Origin of the sequence: Shouchella tritolerans (genome assembly GCF_025770735.1) — a bacterium.
Classification (GTDB): domain Bacteria; phylum Bacillota; class Bacilli; order Bacillales; family Bacillaceae_D; genus Shouchella; species Shouchella tritolerans.
Genome location: NZ_JAODPB010000009.1, coordinates 26,945 through 43,742 on the forward strand (window position 1 = coordinate 26,945; position 16,798 = coordinate 43,742).

The following is a 16,798-nucleotide window of genomic DNA, read 5'->3' on the forward strand; positions in this document are numbered from 1 at the left end:
TTTTTATGGAACAATACTTGCAGTTATGCGAGCACGTTTTGCAAAACGGCTCGCCAAAATCAGATCGGACAGGCACTGGCACCATTAGCGTATTTGGTTACCAGATGCGCTTTGATTTAGAAAAGGGTTTTCCAATTGTCACAACGAAAAAATTGCATATGCGTTCGATCATCCATGAATTGCTTTGGTTTCTAAAAGGCGACACGAACATCCGTTATTTGCAAGAAAATGGCGTTCGTATTTGGAATGAATGGGCGGATGAAAACGGCGACCTTGGGCCTGTTTACGGAAAACAATGGCGCTCCTGGGAAGGGGCAAACGGCAAAACAGTCGACCAAATTACTGAAGTGGTTGAGCAAATAAAAACGAATCCGAATTCTCGCCGCTTAATTGTCAATGCGTGGAATGTCGCGGAGATTGAAGAAATGGCGCTTGCGCCATGCCATTGCTTGTTTCAGTTTTATGTAAACGACGGAAAACTTTCTTGCCAATTGTACCAGCGCAGTGCCGATATTTTTCTTGGTGTTCCTTTTAATATATCGTCTTATGCACTGTTAACGATGGTGATTGCCCAAGTGTGCGGATTAAAGCCAGGCGAATTTATCCACACGTTTGGCGATGCCCATTTGTACAGCAACCATATTGAACAGACGAAGCTTCAATTAACGCGTAAACCAAAACAGCTGCCAACGATGCACATCAATCCAGAGGTAACAGACCTGTTTGCGTTTACTTATGACGATTTTGAACTGAAACATTATGATCCTCATCCGCATATTAAAGCAGAGGTGTCCGTATGATTGTGTTTGTTTATGCACGAGACGCCCACTATGGAATCGGCAAAGACAACGGATTGCCTTGGCATTTGCCTGCTGATTTGCGCCATTTTAAGCGGACAACGACAGGTAAAACCATTGTGATGGGACGAAAAACATTTGACTCTATGGGTGGGCGATTGCCAAATCGCAAAAATGTTGTTCTCACAAGGAGCCACTCTTTTCAAGCAGAAGGGGCAGAGGTCATCCATTCACTTGACGATGTCCTGCAACTCAGCAAACAGGAAGCGATTTACGTTATAGGTGGTGCTGAGATTTTTGCGCTGTTATGGGATATATGTGACAAACACATTGTCACGGTTATTGACGAAGAATTTGAAGCGGATACGTTTGTCCCCCCTCTTTCTGAGCAAGAATGGGAGCTAGTGGAAAGAGTGGCTGGACCAATTGATGAAAAAAACCGCTATCCCCACGAATATCGGACTTACGTACGTAAACAAGCAAAATAACAGGTAAGTGTCCCCTTTCTTTTGCATAGAGATGTAAGGAAAAGGAGGGGGACGTATGAAACGGTTTAAAGGAGGCCCGATTAAAGGCCAAAAACAAGAGAGAGGGCCGCTTCCTTTTCGCTATGTGCTGCTCATTTCATCGGTGCTATTCGCGATTTTGTCCCTGCAAGGGCTCTGGTTTGTCGACCATCAGCTTCGCCCGATTATTTCGCAAATCGCCCATCGGGAAATGGAGCGGATAGCGACGTATACGATTCAGCAAGCATTAACCGAAGAGCTAGGCAAAACCGATATGAACGATATGCTCATTACTGAAACGAACGGAGACGGACAGATTACGTATGTCACATTGGATAGTCAAAAATACAACAAGCTCCTTGGCAATGTCCAGCACCGTGTCCATGAGGCGATAAATGCGATCCAACGCAATGAAGACAATACATACGGGGCAAGCGAAGGTACAGTGGCGACGATTCCTTTAGGAAGAGCGCTCAACAACTCGCTCTTAAATGATGTTGGGCCAGGCATCCCTATGCGGTTTGCGTTGATTGGCGATGCAAAAGTAGGCATGAAGGACGAAACGGAGCAGCTCGGCATTAACAATACGAGGTTGTCTTTTTATGTCACGATCGAAGTGGGGATGGACGTGATTTTGCCCTTTTCTGAGACGGCCGATACAGTATCTGTCGAGTTGCCGGCAGGTTTTGCCTTTATTTCTGGAGAAGTGCCACAATTTTATGGAGGCCAACTGCCTATTGTCAATTATCCAGCACTTGAGGCGAATACAGAACAGGCCGAGGAAGAAAATGACAGCCAATAAAGTCGGATTTTGTCGTTGTCTGGCGTAAAAATATGTGATAAACTGATACAGAATTGAATAGGAACACCTCATCTGCCAGATGGGGTAGAGGCGCAAACACCATCAGTACCTTTTCCTAGCTAAGGCCAGCTTTGAAGAAAAGGGAAAGGGGTTTTTGCCGAAGCAAAAAGCAGGGCCTGCTGCTTTTTAGCTGGGCCGGCATTGAAGAAGTGTCGGACTGTCACAGGGAACTGTGGAGAACTACTATGGATGGGACTGTTTATTGTGCGAGACAATGATGGAAATCTCCATCATTGTCTTTTTTTATAGAGCAAACAGCCACGTTAAAGGAGAGGTTTTTTTGGAACATGCATTTGGATGGTGGTCGCTATTGCCGCCGATTCTGGCATTAACGCTCGTGATATTGACTCGAAAAGTGTTAATCTCTCTCGGGATTGCGATTTTGGTCGGTGCCTTTATGGTGTTTGACCAGCATATAGGGCAAGCACTGGCTGGCATATTTCAAACAATCGCCGGATTGGTGTTTTCCTTCGAGGCAGTTGCTTCGCCTACATTTTCCGGTGTTGGGCAAGCCATTACGGATGCAGGGTTTGCGTTAAATGACTGGGAATTGTATATTGTCTTATTCTTAATCCTGGTCGGCATGGTCGCGAGCCTGATTACCTTTTCCGGTGGAGGACAAGCGTTCAGTCGTTGGGCTTCTACGCGGATTACGACGAGAAAGTCATCGATGTTCTTGCCATTTGTGTTAGGGTTTATCATTTTTATCGACGATTATTTTAACTCCCTTACTGTCGGCAATATGAGCCGACCGTTAACGGATCGGTACCGAGTTTCCCGGGCGAAGCTGGCTTACATTGTCGATTCAACATCAGCGCCCATTTGTGTGATCACGCCTTTGTCTAGCTGGGGTGCTTTTATTATTGGGACGTTGGCGACTGTTTTAACAGCAAATCAGCTAAATGAATTTGGCGCTTTCCAAGCGTTTTTATACACAGTACCGATTAATTTTTATGCATTAATTTCGTTATTGTTTATCGTTCTAATTATTTTATTTAACATCGACATTGGCTTAATGAAACGTCATGAAGATCGGGCAAAAGCGACTGGTGAGTTGACGGACCCTGATAAAGGCGCAGTGCCTGGTGATTTGGATGAGGCGCTCGTCATGGAAAATGGGCGCGTTTATCAGCTATTTTTGCCCATCATGGCTCTTGTTGTCACAACTACTTCGCTTTTGTTTTACACCGGCGCGACGGCAGCCGCTGATGAAGGCTTGCCGGCGACACTACTCAATATGCTTGAGTACACGGATATCGGCTTTTCGTTGCTTCTTGGCAGTTGCATTGGCTTTATCGTTGCTGTTGCAACAACGTTAGCATCTAAGCCAAATTTGCCAGACTTCGGAAGAGCCTTAAAAGCCGGCGTGACGGCGATGATGCCAGCGATTTACATTCTAGTGCTTGCCTGGACGACCATCGACATGATTAATCGCCTAGGCACAGGTGCGTTTTTGGCATCACTGGTGAGCGATTCCGTCAATCCTGGCTTTTTGCCTGACATGCTGTTTTTCATTGCTTGCTTTTCTGGGCTTGCGACAGGAACGTCGTGGGGAACATTTGGCATTTTGCTGCCGATTGCTGGGCAAATGGCAGCGCTGATCGAGCCGTCGATGGCGATTCCAATGTTTGCTGCTGTTTTAGCTGGTTCGATTTTTGGCGACCATATTTCGCCGATTTCCGATACAACCGTTTTATCGGCAGCTGGTTCTGGCGCTCACCATATGGATCATGTGTTGACGCAGTTGCCTTATGCGGTTTTAACGGCCATAATCGCAGGCGTCGCGTTTCTCGTTCTTGGTTTCTTTGGCCCGATTTTTGCTTGGGTGGCTGCTGGTGCCCTCCTCGCTGCTACGGTGTTGGCCCTTCAAGCGCTAAACAAACAAGCTTCCGGTAAGCAAGCAACCCAATCATAATAAACAGCCTGCCAGGATTTCGACGAACGCGAGAGCCTGGCAGGCTTATTGATTTACGAACTGTTTTTTTTCGCTATTTTAGCAGCACGCTCCCATTGTTTTAATGAAGGAAATGGGTCAAATGACCATTCGGTGATGCCATTGTCTCTGTACATTCCGTAATGAAGATGAGGCGGGAATTTTCCTTGTGTTCCTGGTTTGCCGTAGCCTGAGCTGCCGCAATAACCGATGACTTGTCCTGCCTTAACAACCGATCCTTTCTCCAATCCTTTTTCATAGCCATTTAAGTGGGCGTAGTAGTGATAAATGTTGTCGAGGTCGCGTATGCCTACACGCCAGCCACCGTAAGGGTTCCAACCAATCGTTTCTACGATGCCATATGAAGAAGATTGGATAGGGACATTGTAATTAGCGAAAATGTCGGTTCCTTCATGAATGCGCCTACCGCCCCAGCCTCGCTTGTCGCCCCACGTACTGCGGTAACTATAATTATGATGAAGGGGCATGACAAAGGCATGTTGATGTAAGTCGAGCGTTTGAAACGTTTCATATACTTTGGCATGGCCACTGACAATGTTCACGCTTTGTTCCCGTTGGTAAAAATGCCAAAGAGCAATACGGAAATCCTCTTCTGAATAACCGTGAGACTCTAAATAGCGGGCAAATGTATAAAGGACGTCTTCATCATCCTCGATGTTCGCTTCCCCGTCGCCGTTGCCATCAAGGCCGATGCCTTCAAATAAGCTGATTGTCGTCGGATCATTGTCGTTTATGTTTGGATTGAGTGCGCCAACCCATTCTTCTTTTGGATAATAAATGGACACAAGGCCTTTTGCTTGTTCACGGTCCCTTAAAGCTTTCCGTAAACCCCGTTCGTAGGAGTCGACAGCTGCTAAATAGTGCCAAGGGACGCTCGTAAGAACTTCCATTTTTTTATACAAAGCAAGCCTTTCTGAATGTAAGTTTGGATCTGTCTGCTTTTGCGCACTTGCTACTGTGTCTGGCCAAAAAGTAGAAAAACTAAGAAGGACAATAAGCAAACATAGCCATACACGGCGTCGCAAATAAGACAATTGTGCCAGCTCCTTTCTATGGGGTTTTGTATAGTTTTCGGCCAATTGGATGAAATGATGACAGAAAATCTTTACCAGTTGTAGTTTGTACTCTTGTTGGAATAATTCCGTTTCCCTTGTTGGTTCGAATTAGAATTCATGGTACGATAACAGAAGAGATCGGTTTATTTGCAGAAGGGTGGGAGTGACAATGCCAGAAAAAGATGAAAAAGAGCAGCATATGCGCAAACCTGACTGGCTAAAAATCAAGCTGAATACAAACGAGTCTTATACAGGCTTGAAAAAAATGATGCGTGAGAAAAAACTACATACCGTATGTGAAGAAGCACGCTGCCCGAACATTCATGAATGTTGGGCGGTCCGAAAAACGGCCACTTTTATGATCCTCGGCGATATTTGTACACGAGGTTGCCGTTTTTGTGCAGTCAAGACAGGCTTGCCGACAGAACTTGACTTGCAAGAGCCTGAGCGCGTGGCAGAATCGGTGGAGACAATGGGATTAAAACATGTCGTCATTACCGCTGTTGCTCGTGATGATTTAAAAGATGGCGGTGCCGCGGTGTTTGCCGAAACGGTACGGGCCATACGCCGGAAAAACCCGTTTTGCACGATTGAAGTTTTGCCTTCTGACATGCTTGGCAATGAATCAAGCTTGCAAACATTAATGGATGCGCGCCCGAATATTATGAATCACAATATTGAAACCGTAAGAAGGCTGACGCCAAAAGTTAGAGCGAGAGCGAAATATGACCGTACACTCGAGTTTTTGCGAAGAGCAAAAGAGATGCATCCTGATATTCCGACTAAATCGAGCCTAATGGTAGGCCTAGGAGAAACAAAGGAAGAAATTTTAGAAACGATGGATGATTTGCGTGCTAATGATGTTGACATTTTGACGATTGGCCAATATTTACAACCGACAAAGAAACATTTAAAAGTGATTAAGTATTACCATCCAGACGAATTTGCCGAGTTAAAGGAAATCGCTATGCAAAAAGGCTTTAGTCATTGCGAGGCAGGACCGCTTGTCCGTTCGTCTTACCATGCAGACGAACAAGTGAACCAAGCGCAAGTGAACATGGAAGCGAGAAAAGTACAAGGGGAGCAACAGCGCGTATAAAACAAGATTGACGCTTATTGGCGAAGACGAACAAATGAAGGCGAGCGTTTGGCTGACAGTGTGGAACGATTATGCAAGAAGCATAATCGTTCTTTACTGATCGCCCTGTGGGTATTGTTTAAATGTCTCGATTGTATCTTGCAAAAGATGTTGGTAGCCATTTCCAGATGGCAGTGAAGCAAAACGCTCAATATCTCTTATGCGAGCACGGTCGTTTGCCACATATACCTCGTAAAAGCGCGGCAGTGAAGCCGATGCCGCCCGTTTAACTTGTTCGGCCACTTCCTCTTCTGTCATTTGCTCTGCTCGATGTTCATACACGACGAGCGCATATTTGTCAGTGACAAGCGCTGCGGCTTCTTCAATTTGCTCGAGGCTAAGCACTAACCGGGTGATCACATCGGCAAGCATCCCTCTATCAACTGTTAAGGCGCCAACGGTATGATTTGCCCGTCCTACTTCGTTTTCGGTATAGCGGGAAAACCCATAGCCAAAATCTCTGCCTGTTTCTTCCATAAGTGTATCATTGTCCAGTGTTTGCATGCGTTGACCATTTGCATCATTAAGACCAGCATTGTTGCCTGTGCAAGCGCACAGCAATAGGAGGCTTGCCACAGTAGGCACAAAGCGATTCTTCATTAGAACCAGCTCCTTTCATTCATAGCATGCGCACTTTTACGAAAAGCTAACTGTAACAAAATATGGCTAGAGACAAGCATGTCTTTTGTTCCTATGGTAAAATAACAGCAGACCAATCCGATTTGAGGTGCGTACGATGGTGACGATTTCAGGCATTGAATATGAAGTTCTCGAAAACGAGCGCAATGGTTGGAATGAGGAGGCATTCAAAGCGCGGTACAGCGATGTACTGAACAAATATGATTACATCGTCGGCGATTGGGGCTACAACCAACTGCGATTGCGCGGCTTTTTTGATGACAAAAACAAAAAATCGACATTCGATAAAAAAATTAGCACGTTGCCCGACTATCTTTACGAGTACTGCAATTTTGGTTGCGCTTATTTTGTCTTGCGAAAAGTAAGGAAACAAGCGATGTAAAAAACGGAGCGCAGCTCCGTTTTTGAGGTTGTCGACAAAATCGATAACCGCACTCAGATGATAGAAAACGCTTCTTGTCAAACGAGGAGTGCAGCTCCGTTTTATTTGTCGTGTGGTGGATGGTGATTCGGATACTTCCGGGGTAAGCCTGCATGAAGGTCTTTGTTTACATAATTAAAAGCACTATAAGTGCGCTGGCCTTCTTCCCATTCGGTTGTTTTATTCACGACCGGTCCCTCTTTTCCGACTGGTGCCCCGTAAGGCCCTTCAGGCAATTCTTCCGGAATGATATAATGGTGCATTGCTTCGACATTTGTGAATTCGTCATACGTTTGTCGGGCTTTCCTTTTTGCCAACTGATTCACCTCCATGCTCAGTCTGCCCGGAAAATGGCAAACAATAGCTGGGAAAAGGAGTAGGTATCCATGTATTTTGTTGACAGGCAGCGGATCGAACAAACGCTTGATTATATGGAACATTTATTAAAAATGATGAAGGAAGAGGCGTTCGGTACAAGCGACAAGGACCGTCTCGCATTAGAACGGACAGCCTCTGTGCTCATTGAAGCAGTCATTGACGTCGGCAATCAGATGATTGATGCCTTTATTATGCGTGATCCAGGGGGATACGAAGATATTATCGACATCTTGCTCGATGAAAACGTCATTCTAGACGAAACAGCAGCAGGATTAAAACAGTTGATTCGCCGCCGTAAAGCGCTTGTTTATCAGTATGCAAGCCTAGAGGCGAACGATGTTTGGAGCTGGCTTCAAGAAAGCCAGCCAAGTTTAGAGGCTTTCCCGCCTGCTGTCCGCCAATATTTAAAAAATGAACTTGGCGTCATTACTGCTTTTCTTCCAGATAAAGACAATCGTTAACGCAAAGAGGTGGACAATGAAGGCCTATAAAAGCTACTTATTTGATTTAGATGGGACCGTTTACCATGGCAGTGAGCCCATCGTAAGCGCGGTCCATTTTATCAATAAATTGGCCAAGTGCCATGTTCCTTATGGCTTTGTTACAAACAATTCAACAAGAAGTCCTGAACAAGTTGCCAAACGATTAAATGGAATGGGCATCTCAGCCGACCCTTGGCAAATTATGACATCAAGCGTAGCGACAGCCTCTTATTTACAAGCAAAGATGCCTCATTCCTCACTTTATGTGATTGGTGAAGAAGGGCTGTTTGAAGCATTGGCTGCGTTTACGCAGACAGAGGATAAGCCTGATGCCGTTGTCATTGGGCTGGATCGGGCAATTACCCATGAAAAACTGAGCAAAGCAGCCCGCTTCGTTGCAAGTGGAGCTGCTTTGATTGCAACAAATCCAGATGCGATGATTACAACCGAGTCAGGGCTTGTTGTCGGCAACGGCGCTCTTGTAGCAGCGGTGGCGTATGCAGCAAAAACAGAACCGATTGTTATTGGCAAGCCGGGAGCTGCGATTGTCGAAGCTGCCATCAAACAGTTAAAGCTTGACCCACGTTTTACTGTTTTTGTCGGAGACAATTATGATACAGACTTGCTCGCTGGCATCAATGCGGGCATCGACACAATCCATGTACAAACAGGGATCACAACCGATTTATCTGCATATAAAACTCAACCGACATATAGTATTCCTTCTTTAGCAGATTGGCCAATTTAAAGGGAGCTTTGCCGATCCCTTCGTTATAGGAAGTGCTGCTGTGTGCCTCGTTTGTTTTACGTTAATTGCCTATCAGCTAAGCCAGCCACTATGTGGCTGGCTTATTCCGTATTCGCTTTCCTGTGGGCGAGCCTGCTCGAAGCGGCGGCAGCAATCGCGCCGACAATATCATCTAAAAATGTATGACAAGCGCCTGTCGATTTATCGTTTAGTTTCTTTAAAATCCCTGGCTTTTGTTTATCAATATAACCATAATTGGTTAGCCCGATAGAGCCGTAGACGTTGACGATTGACAATGCGATAATTTCATCTACGCCATAAAGCCCTTCATCACGTGCTAAAATCTCTTGTAGAGGTGATTCCAGGCATTTCTTTTCAGTTAGCAAATCTAGTTGAATTCCTGTTAACACTGCATTTTGGACTTCCCGTTTGGAAAGAACACGCTCGACATTTTCCAAGCATAGCGCTAGTGATAAGTCAGGATGGTATTTTTCTTGCAGGAAATACACGAGAACGGCGATGTCATGCAAACTGACACCGCGATCTTGCAACCATTCTTTTGCTTTCTCTGCAACCGCGTCTTTTCCCATTATGTTCCTCCCTTAACCTTCTTTTTATAGTCTACGTGCAAGCACACATTTTATGCGATGCCCTCATAGACTAAAGGGATTGGAGCAAGGAGGGAACAACATTGCTAGAGCGGAATTTGTATGACCAGTATAAACTTTACTGTGACGAGCGTTTTACTGTTGGGCCGTATGAAGGTTTCAGAGCAAATAACCAAGCCTATCTCATTTTACCGAAGGATGAATGCATCGCCGAGGAAGTGGAAATGATGGCTTTTTGCGACTTTATGCGCCAAGCAGGCGATGAATCTGTCCTTGAGCTTGTACCAAATCGTGTTAACCAGTCTTCCGCCTTAATTGACGGTGTTGAGTCGTACGTGTTTAAAGTCCCTGAATTCAGCGAATTTCGCGGAGTCCGGATTCAATCGGATTGGGATTTAGGCGAGCAGCTTTATACCTGGCATAAGCGGGGGCAACAAGGGCGCCAACATTGGAAAAAAGCTAGCTTTACACCATGGCAAGAGCTCTGGGCGACAAGATTGGAGCAACTTGAAAATTGGTACCAAGTAATCGCTAATCAAGGACCACAGACGACAACCGATGAAGCGTTTCTCAGCACATACCCTTATTTTATGGGAATGACGGAAAATGCGATTCAATTTGCTGTTGATACGCAGTTCGATGTTAAAAAGGAGCTACACGACGAACCAACGATTTGCCATCGTCGTTTTGGGGAGACGAGTTGGCTTTATATGTCTGAGCGGGGGCATATTGTCAAACCACCTACTGCCTTTTTATATGACCACCCAGCACGAGATTTAGCAGAGTGGATCCGTGAGAACCGGCCCATGGGAGAGTCTAGGGAGAACTGGGAGCGGATCGCTTCATTCTGCGGGGGGTATGAAGAGTGGCAAGTGCTTACTCCCTATACATGGCAAATGATGTATGCCCGTTTGATTTTCCCGCTGCATTATTTTGAAGTGATTGAAAACTATTACCAAGCACAACTTCCCCATGAGCAACGTGAGTATGGAAAGCAATTCCAACAGTTGCTTGATTGGGAAACGAGCAATGCCAATTTCCTCGGCGAATTGGCAGAAGAGGCAAAACTGAGCCGTTATCCGGAAATGCCGTTGCTTGATTGGTTAAAAGGGCAGACTTTATAGAGCATTGCCTAAAAGTAATGCTTGAATTCGCTGGCAATTCCTTTTATAATGTCCATTATAAGAAAACACGTGTATTTCATATAAGGACAGTGGGGAGTGTTAGTGTGGGGGAGAGAGCGATTCAAGTTGGCCTTTTAGGTTTAGGAACGGTTGGCACTGGCGTAGTGTCGATTGTGGAACGGCATCAAAATGAATTGGCGCACCAAGCCGGAAGGCCTGTCGCGATAAAAAAAGCACTCGTCAAACAAATAGATAAAGTGCGAGGATCAGAAGTAAACGGTGTCGAATTGACAACAAATCCAGAAGACATTCTTGGCGACCCAGACCTGGATGTTGTCATTGAAGTCATGGGTGGAGTAACCGAGACGAAGCAACTGCTTGAAAAAGCAATTCGCCAGAAAAAGCATATTGTTACAGCCAATAAAGACCTTATGGCTGAATGGGGGGCTTCGCTTCTCGCGCTTGCGGCCGAGCAAGAGGTGGACGTTTATTATGAAGCGAGCGTAGCTGGAGGCATCCCGATTTTGCGGACGATCACGGAAGGGTTGTCGGCTGACCGGATTACAAAAATGATGGGAATTGTCAATGGCACGACCAACTATATTTTAACGAAAATGAGCCAGGAAAACCGCTCTTATGAAGATGTACTCAAGGAAGCGCAAGAGCTGGGGTTTGCTGAAGCGGATCCAACTGCTGACGTAGAAGGGCTGGACGCAGCTAGAAAAATGGCAATTTTAGCGACGCTTGGCTTTTCAGCGCCTGTCCAGCTTAGCGATGTAGCCGTGAAAGGGATAACCAATGTATCAGGCAAAGACTTGCATTTTTGCGAGCAACTCGGGCTCACCATGAAATTGATCGGCGTTGCGAAAAGGGATGAGGGGCGGTTGGAAGTATGTGTTGAACCAACACTCTTGCCATCGGACCATCCACTAGCCAGCGTGCAAAATGAATACAATGCTGTCTTTGTCCATGGAGAAGCCGTTGGCGAAACGATGTTTTACGGGCCTGGAGCTGGCTCGTTGCCGACTGCAACAGCAGTGGTAAGCGACCTCGTTTCGGTTATGAAAAATATGCGCCATCGCGTCAACGGCTATGCGGCAACGAAGCCACTATATGAAGCAGTGTTTAAAGAAGAGCAGGAAAAGCAATCACAGTTTTTTATTCGCTTGCATGTAGAGGACCGAACAGGCACGTTTTCAGGCATTACATCGTTATTTGCTAGATATGACGTCAGCTTTGAAAAGCTCTTGCAGCTTCCAATGGAAGATGAAGAAATGGCGGAAATTGTGATCATTACACATGTGACCAACCGAGCTGTATATAAGGAATTAATGGAAGAGCTTGAGCAGCTAGATGTAGTTAAAACGATAGCAAGCTCGTACCGAGTTGAGGGAGGAAAAAGATAATGGCTGCTTGGGCAGGACTTTTAAAAGAATACGGTTCGTATTTGCCGATTACGGAAAACACGCCGGCATTGACACTTGGCGAAGGCAATACGCCTTTACTTAAACTCGAGCATTTATCGGAGGAATGGGGCGTAGAGCTTTATGTGAAGTATGAAGGCGCAAACCCGACTGGATCGTTTAAAGACCGAGGAATGGTTGTCGCTGTGGCAAAAGCGAAAGAAGAAGGGGCGCAGGCGCTTATTTGCGCCTCAACAGGCAATACGTCCGCGGCAGCTTCCGCCTACGGAGCACGAGCGGGGCTGCGTTCGATTGTTGTTATTCCAAAAGGCAAAACGGCACTAGGGAAAGTAGCCCAGGCGGCGATGTACGGAGCAGAAATCATCGAAATTGAAGGGAACTTTGACCGTGCTCTTGCGCTCGTAAGAGAATTGTGCGAAACCGAGCCAATAGCCCTTGTCAACTCTGTCAATCCATATAGGCTCCATGGTCAAAAGACAGCAGCCTTTGAAATTTGTGATGCCTTAGGGGCTGCCCCAGATGTATTGGCAATCCCTGTCGGAAATGCTGGAAACATCTCTGCTTATTGGATGGGCTTTAAAGAATACGATGAGTTGTACCAAACGGGCCGGCCGCGTATGCATGGTTTTGAAGCGGAAGGGGCGGCAGCGATTGTGAAGCAGCATGTCATTGAGCATCCAGAGACGATTGCCACTGCCATCCGCATTGGCAATCCAGCGAGTTGGAAATTGGCTGTACAAGCTGCGAATGAGTCAAAAGGCGAAATCGACTCGGTGACGGACGAAGAAATTGTTGATGCGTACCGGGAAATAGCGAAAAAAGAAGGCGTGTTTGCTGAACCAGGTTCATGTGCATCATTAGCAGGCTTAAAAAAACAGATTCAAGCAGGGAAAGTAGCAAAGGGCTCCAAAATCGTCGCAGTTCTAACTGGCAATGGTTTAAAGGATCCGACAACGGCTATAGACCTCTCCAATGTGCAAACGACAACGGTTGAAGATTCAAAAACAGCGCTGGCCGATTATTTAATGGCCACAAAGCCGGCGGTAAAGTAATGGCTTTTTCGATTACTGTTCCCGCTAGCACAGCCAATTTAGGGCCAGGATTTGATTCAATTGGCCTTGCTTTAAACCGTTATTTGCACTTGGAAGTTGAACAAGCAAGCAAGTGGTCGTTTATTTGTTCTTCGCCTGGCTTGGAGAATATAGGTACCGATAATTTAGTGACAAAAGCCGCTGCTTTTGCGAGCAAAGAATGGGGAAAGGTTTTGCCCCCATGTCGCGTTGTCATGAATAATGGCATCCCTCTTTCAAAAGGATTCGGCAGCAGTGCCGCAGCGATCGTTGCTGGCATTGAATTGGCTGCTTCTGTTTGTGGCCAGTTTGCTTCAAAAGCGGAAAAGGCCCGTCTTGCTTCCTTATGGGAGGGGCATCCAGACAATGTAGCTGCTTCTATTTATGGGGGCTTAGTGATTGGCACACACAGCGAAGAATCGACGGAGATCCTTCATGTGGAAGCGCCAAACATCGACCTTGTTGCCCTTATCCCTCCGAAGACACTGGCTACGAAAAAAGCGCGTGCGGTTTTGCCAGATATGTTATCGTACAAGGAAGCCGTTCAGGCAAGTTCAGTCGCCAATGTACTGGCAGCGGCACTTGTAAAGCAAGATTGGGAACTAGTAGGAAAAATGATGTTAGCAGACCGCTTCCACCAGCCTTACCGTCAGCAGTTGATTCCCCACTTACCGGATGTTTGCGCCTATGCTCAAGCAGATGAGGACGCATACGGAGCGGCGCTTAGCGGCGCAGGGCCTATTATTCTTTGCTTAGTAAAAGAAGGGAAAGGCGAAGCATTTGCAAGCCGTCTAAATAAGCAGTTCCCTGCTTGCAGTGCGGAGGTCATGCGTCCAGCTGTTCAAGGATCAGCCGTGTCGATTGCACAAGCATAGTTTTTTCCTAGTATACAAGGAGGAGCGTTAGACAAACGACGCGAACACATAAAGAAGCCGACCCAGGGGGTCGGCTTTTGTGTGCAAAACAGCAGCATGGAAACGATGCTGCTGTTGATTTTCAGCTATTAAAAAACTTGTTCAATCTCCGTAATGCCTGGTACTTCTTCAAGAAGAGCACGTTCAATTCCAGCTTTCAACGTAATCGTTGAACTTGGGCATGAACCGCATGCACCTAGAAGGCGAACTTTTACGACGCCATCTTCTACGTCAATCAGCTCAACGTCGCCGCCGTCACGAAGCAAAAACGGACGAAGCTTGTCAAGTACTTCTTGGACTTGCTCCATCAACTCAGTGCTTGTTTCCATTCGAACCACTCCTTTCTGCTTATTCTCCATTATAATAGGCGCGTAAAAAAAAATCCATGCATTGCCACCATCTTTCTCGATTTTTATCACACAGGCGTTGCCAGATTTGCCGGTGCTCATGTAAGCTGTAAGAAAAGAATGGGGGAGAACAAATGGCTAAATCAATCATGTTTACCATTTATGGCGCTAAGCAAAAATGTGCTTCTTGCGTTCATTTGCCTAGTGCATTAGATACTAAGGAATGGCTCGAAGCGGCTTTACTACGGAAATTCCCACAGGCGCCTCTTGAGTTTGATTATGTCGACATTGACGAACCGCAATCATCGGAAGAAAAAAAGCGCTTGGCTGCGGCGATTTTAAATGAAGCGTATTTTTATCCGCTCGTTGTTCTAAATGGTGAAGTGGTTGCAGAAGGCAACCCGAATTTAAAAATGATTGTTGAAAAAGTGGAAGCGATTCTCGCATAGTAGAAGCACACTGTCGTCAAACAGTGTGCCTATAAAAGCCATCAACCAGAATGGTATTTGTACATCCACAGCACGCCGCTTTTTAGAATCCGCGGCACTCTACCGGTAAGGGGTCTTTCACCCATCATGCCGAAGCCGTGTTTTTTGCCAAGTGAACCGAGCACACCTTTTAATTTAATGCGCGGTAACGTCTCAGGCAATTCTTCTCCTTTCCATTGATGCTTTAAAATCGTCACAATTTGCTCTGCTTGTGATTCGGCAAGCTGGGCGCTTGGCGCATGAGGAAGGCTTGCGCAGTCGCCGACAACAAAAACATTAGGATGATCTGGTATAAAGTGTTGGGGAGTCAAGACAATCCGGCCAGAGCGGTCTTTTTCAACGTCAAGGGTGCGGACAACATCAACAGGCTGAACGCCGGCCGTCCAAATGACTGCATCTGTTTCGATGCGCTCGTCATGGTTATAAATCGCGCCGGGCTCGACTTTTGTAATGTTGGAATTGTTGCTGACATCGACTCCGTGTTCGACAAACCAGTTTTGCACATACGTGCTTAATTTTTTCGGAAACATCGACAAAATGTAATCGCCGCGGTCAAATAGGCGAATCGTCAAATCGGGCCGGCTTTCCCGCAGTTCACTAGCAAGCTCAACACCGCTTAAACCACCGCCAACAATGGAGACGACTCCCTCTGGACGAACATTGTTGAGCGCTTCATATGTTCTTCTTGTGGCGCCCATCGTTTGAATGCTGTACGTATACTGGTCAGCTCCAGGCACGCCGTGGTAATTATCTGTGCAACCGAGGCCAATAACGAGTTTGTCAAATGGAATCGACTCGCCATTGTCAAGGTCAATTGTTGAATCTTGCAAATGAATGGCAGTAACGGTCGCGTATTTGATGCGCAAGCGCTCATCTTCAGGGAAAGAGACGCGCAAATGGTGGTCTGATGCCGTTCCAGCGGCAAGGGCATAATATTCGGTTTTTAAACAATGGTAAGGGAGTTGATCGACAAGGATGATTTCCCAGTCCTTTGGCAAGTCGTTTGGCAATAAACGCTGTAACAAGCGCATGCCTCCATATCCTGCTCCTAATACGACGAGTTTCTTCATGGAAAAAGGTCTCCTTCTTTTTGAAATGGTGCCAAAACTTGTCTCTACAAGTGTCATTATTTTTTCTACAAGACCGATGCAAGTCGGTTCATAGCGAAATGCATGCAACCCATAAGCAACATGGCTGTTAATAATGTGGGCGAGTAAGCCGTGGTCGATGCCACTGGCAACCCACTCTTCTTTCGTTTCTTCTAGCAGCTGCTTCCAATGGGCGAACAGGCTATCTTCGTGCTCAGCAGCATGTTTCCAAATAAGCACCGTTAATGTAGGATGAATATCGTAGTCTTCCAATAAGTAGAGCAGGCTTGCCCGAATATTTGCTAGCAGTGACTGGCTGCCTGCGCCGGTGGATTGGCTGTTTGCCAGCAAGAGCAGCCGTTCTTCTGCAAGCGCATGCAAAATCGATTCTTTTGTAGGAAAATGGTTAAAAAATGTCCCCTTTGCTACATGTGCATGATTTGTAATTTCTTGTACCGTTGTTGAGTGAAACCCTTTTTGATGAAAAAGGGACACGGCCGCATTTAAAATGGCCAAACGGGTCTTCTTCTTTTTCTGGAGGACGGCCATAATGGTCCACCAATAACAGTGGCGGGTTCACCTCCAATTTTAGAGGATATGAAAAAGTGACCTCGGTCAGTTTTGATTATACCGATTGATGAGAGATCCGACAACCGTTTTTGAACGTTTTGTTACAAAATGAATGAGCGCTTCACTGTTCTGGAGGTCTTAAAAAGGGATGATTGACTTTAACGGACAGACAGAGTAGCATAACG

The 16,798-nt window shown here is 46.1% G+C and carries 19 protein-coding genes, 1 pseudogene and 1 riboswitch; of the genes and pseudogenes, 13 read left to right on the forward strand and 7 right to left on the reverse strand.

All coding sequences use genetic code 11. The annotated features are described in order from the left end of the window. Positions 1 to 5: 5 nt before the first annotated feature. The 4 genes from N6H06_RS20470 (at position 6) to N6H06_RS20485 (ending at position 4,080) form a co-directional block, all read left to right on the forward strand. On the forward strand, positions 6 to 800 hold the full coding sequence (locus N6H06_RS20470; protein WP_263707842.1) for a thymidylate synthase: 795 nt from the start codon (positions 6 to 8) through the stop codon (positions 798 to 800). Then, a complete protein-coding gene (locus N6H06_RS20475; RefSeq protein WP_263707843.1) occupies positions 797 to 1,285 on the forward strand; it encodes a dihydrofolate reductase in 489 nt (162 codons plus the stop codon). Before N6H06_RS20470 ends, N6H06_RS20475 begins: the two co-directional genes overlap by 4 nt. Positions 1,286 to 1,340: 55 nt before the next feature. Further along, the gene (yunB, locus tag N6H06_RS20480) at positions 1,341 to 2,105 is read left to right on the forward strand and encodes a sporulation protein YunB (RefSeq protein WP_062749885.1); all 765 of its coding nucleotides are present in this window, start codon (positions 1,341 to 1,343) and stop codon (positions 2,103 to 2,105) included. 77 nt (positions 2,106 to 2,182) lie between these two features. Continuing rightward, positions 2,183 to 2,356, forward strand: a riboswitch (Lysine riboswitch). Positions 2,357 to 2,445: 89 nt separating this feature from the next. Continuing rightward, entirely contained in the window at positions 2,446 to 4,080 is a 1,635-nt protein-coding gene (locus tag N6H06_RS20485) for a Na+/H+ antiporter NhaC family protein (protein ID WP_263707844.1), read from the forward strand. Between the two features lie 53 nt (positions 4,081 to 4,133). On the opposite strand, the gene N6H06_RS20490 is transcribed toward N6H06_RS20485, so the two are convergent. Then, positions 4,134 to 5,144, reverse strand: coding sequence for a M23 family metallopeptidase (locus N6H06_RS20490; protein ID WP_062749942.1), 1,011 nt, complete (start codon positions 5,142 to 5,144; stop codon positions 4,134 to 4,136). Positions 5,145 to 5,343: 199 nt separating this feature from the next. Between N6H06_RS20490 and lipA the strand changes: the two genes are divergently transcribed. Beyond that, positions 5,344 to 6,273 carry a lipoyl synthase gene (gene lipA / locus N6H06_RS20495; RefSeq protein WP_062749883.1) on the forward strand — a complete coding sequence of 310 codons (930 nt, stop codon included), beginning with the start codon at positions 5,344 to 5,346 and terminating at the stop codon, positions 6,271 to 6,273. A 93-nt stretch (positions 6,274 to 6,366) separates the two neighbouring features. Here the strand turns inward: lipA and N6H06_RS20500 are convergent, their stop codons facing one another. Next, the gene (locus N6H06_RS20500) at positions 6,367 to 6,912 is read right to left on the reverse strand and encodes a YhcN/YlaJ family sporulation lipoprotein (RefSeq protein ID WP_212954106.1); all 546 of its coding nucleotides are present in this window, start codon (positions 6,910 to 6,912) and stop codon (positions 6,367 to 6,369) included. A 136-nt stretch (positions 6,913 to 7,048) separates the two neighbouring features. Here N6H06_RS20500 and N6H06_RS20505 point away from each other — a divergent pair, with 136 nt between their 5' ends. Then, the gene (locus N6H06_RS20505; RefSeq protein ID WP_011247790.1) at positions 7,049 to 7,333 is read left to right on the forward strand and encodes a YutD family protein; all 285 of its coding nucleotides are present in this window, start codon (positions 7,049 to 7,051) and stop codon (positions 7,331 to 7,333) included. 101 nt (positions 7,334 to 7,434) lie between these two features. Here the strand turns inward: N6H06_RS20505 and N6H06_RS20510 are convergent, their stop codons facing one another. Next, on the reverse strand, positions 7,435 to 7,698 hold the full coding sequence (locus N6H06_RS20510; RefSeq protein WP_318527600.1) for a hypothetical protein: 264 nt from the start codon (positions 7,696 to 7,698) through the stop codon (positions 7,435 to 7,437). 60 nt (positions 7,699 to 7,758) lie between these two features. On the opposite strand from N6H06_RS20510, the gene N6H06_RS20515 reads away from it, so the two are divergent. Together N6H06_RS20515 and N6H06_RS20520 are read left to right on the forward strand one after the other, a co-directional pair. Then, positions 7,759 to 8,211 (forward strand): DUF86 domain-containing protein, encoded by a 453-nt coding sequence (locus tag N6H06_RS20515; protein ID WP_062749880.1) that lies wholly within the window; start codon positions 7,759 to 7,761, stop codon positions 8,209 to 8,211. A 16-nt stretch (positions 8,212 to 8,227) separates the two neighbouring features. After that, positions 8,228 to 8,980 carry a TIGR01457 family HAD-type hydrolase gene (locus N6H06_RS20520; RefSeq protein ID WP_212954104.1) on the forward strand — a complete coding sequence of 251 codons (753 nt, stop codon included), beginning with the start codon at positions 8,228 to 8,230 and terminating at the stop codon, positions 8,978 to 8,980. A 101-nt stretch (positions 8,981 to 9,081) separates the two neighbouring features. Here the strand turns inward: N6H06_RS20520 and N6H06_RS20525 are convergent, their stop codons facing one another. Next, the gene (locus N6H06_RS20525) at positions 9,082 to 9,570 is read right to left on the reverse strand and encodes a phosphatidylglycerophosphatase A family protein (RefSeq protein WP_062749878.1); all 489 of its coding nucleotides are present in this window, start codon (positions 9,568 to 9,570) and stop codon (positions 9,082 to 9,084) included. Between the two features lie 101 nt (positions 9,571 to 9,671). Between N6H06_RS20525 and yutH the strand changes: the two genes are divergently transcribed. From yutH to thrB, 4 genes are all read left to right on the forward strand, one after another. After that, a complete protein-coding gene (yutH, locus tag N6H06_RS20530) occupies positions 9,672 to 10,712 on the forward strand; it encodes a spore coat putative kinase YutH (RefSeq protein WP_263707846.1) in 1,041 nt (346 codons plus the stop codon). Positions 10,713 to 10,816: 104 nt separating this feature from the next. Then, positions 10,817 to 12,118: a homoserine dehydrogenase gene (locus tag N6H06_RS20535; protein WP_062749876.1), complete on the forward strand. Its 1,302-nt coding sequence runs from the start codon at positions 10,817 to 10,819 to the stop codon at positions 12,116 to 12,118. Next, a complete protein-coding gene (gene thrC, locus N6H06_RS20540; protein WP_062749875.1) occupies positions 12,118 to 13,188 on the forward strand; it encodes a threonine synthase in 1,071 nt (356 codons plus the stop codon). Before N6H06_RS20535 ends, thrC begins: the two co-directional genes overlap by 1 nt. Continuing rightward, a complete protein-coding gene (thrB, locus tag N6H06_RS20545) occupies positions 13,188 to 14,081 on the forward strand; it encodes a homoserine kinase (protein ID WP_062749874.1) in 894 nt (297 codons plus the stop codon). The genes thrC and thrB overlap by 1 nt, the downstream gene beginning before the upstream one ends. A gap of 128 nt (positions 14,082 to 14,209) precedes the next feature. On the opposite strand, the gene N6H06_RS20550 is transcribed toward thrB, so the two are convergent. After that, entirely contained in the window at positions 14,210 to 14,449 is a 240-nt protein-coding gene (locus N6H06_RS20550) for a NifU family protein (RefSeq protein ID WP_011247781.1), read from the reverse strand. Positions 14,450 to 14,601: 152 nt separating this feature from the next. Between N6H06_RS20550 and N6H06_RS20555 the strand changes: the two genes are divergently transcribed. Beyond that, positions 14,602 to 14,916 carry a YuzD family protein gene (locus N6H06_RS20555; RefSeq protein WP_062749873.1) on the forward strand — a complete coding sequence of 105 codons (315 nt, stop codon included), beginning with the start codon at positions 14,602 to 14,604 and terminating at the stop codon, positions 14,914 to 14,916. A gap of 41 nt (positions 14,917 to 14,957) precedes the next feature. Here the strand turns inward: N6H06_RS20555 and N6H06_RS20560 are convergent, their stop codons facing one another. Together N6H06_RS20560 and N6H06_RS23205 are read right to left on the reverse strand one after the other, a co-directional pair. Further along, a complete protein-coding gene (locus N6H06_RS20560; protein WP_062749941.1) occupies positions 14,958 to 16,025 on the reverse strand; it encodes an NAD(P)/FAD-dependent oxidoreductase in 1,068 nt (355 codons plus the stop codon). Between the two features lie 399 nt (positions 16,026 to 16,424). After that, positions 16,425 to 16,592: pseudogene (locus N6H06_RS23205) on the reverse strand (TetR/AcrR family transcriptional regulator); the annotation flags it as partial. Between the last annotated feature and the right edge of the window lie 206 nt (positions 16,593 to 16,798).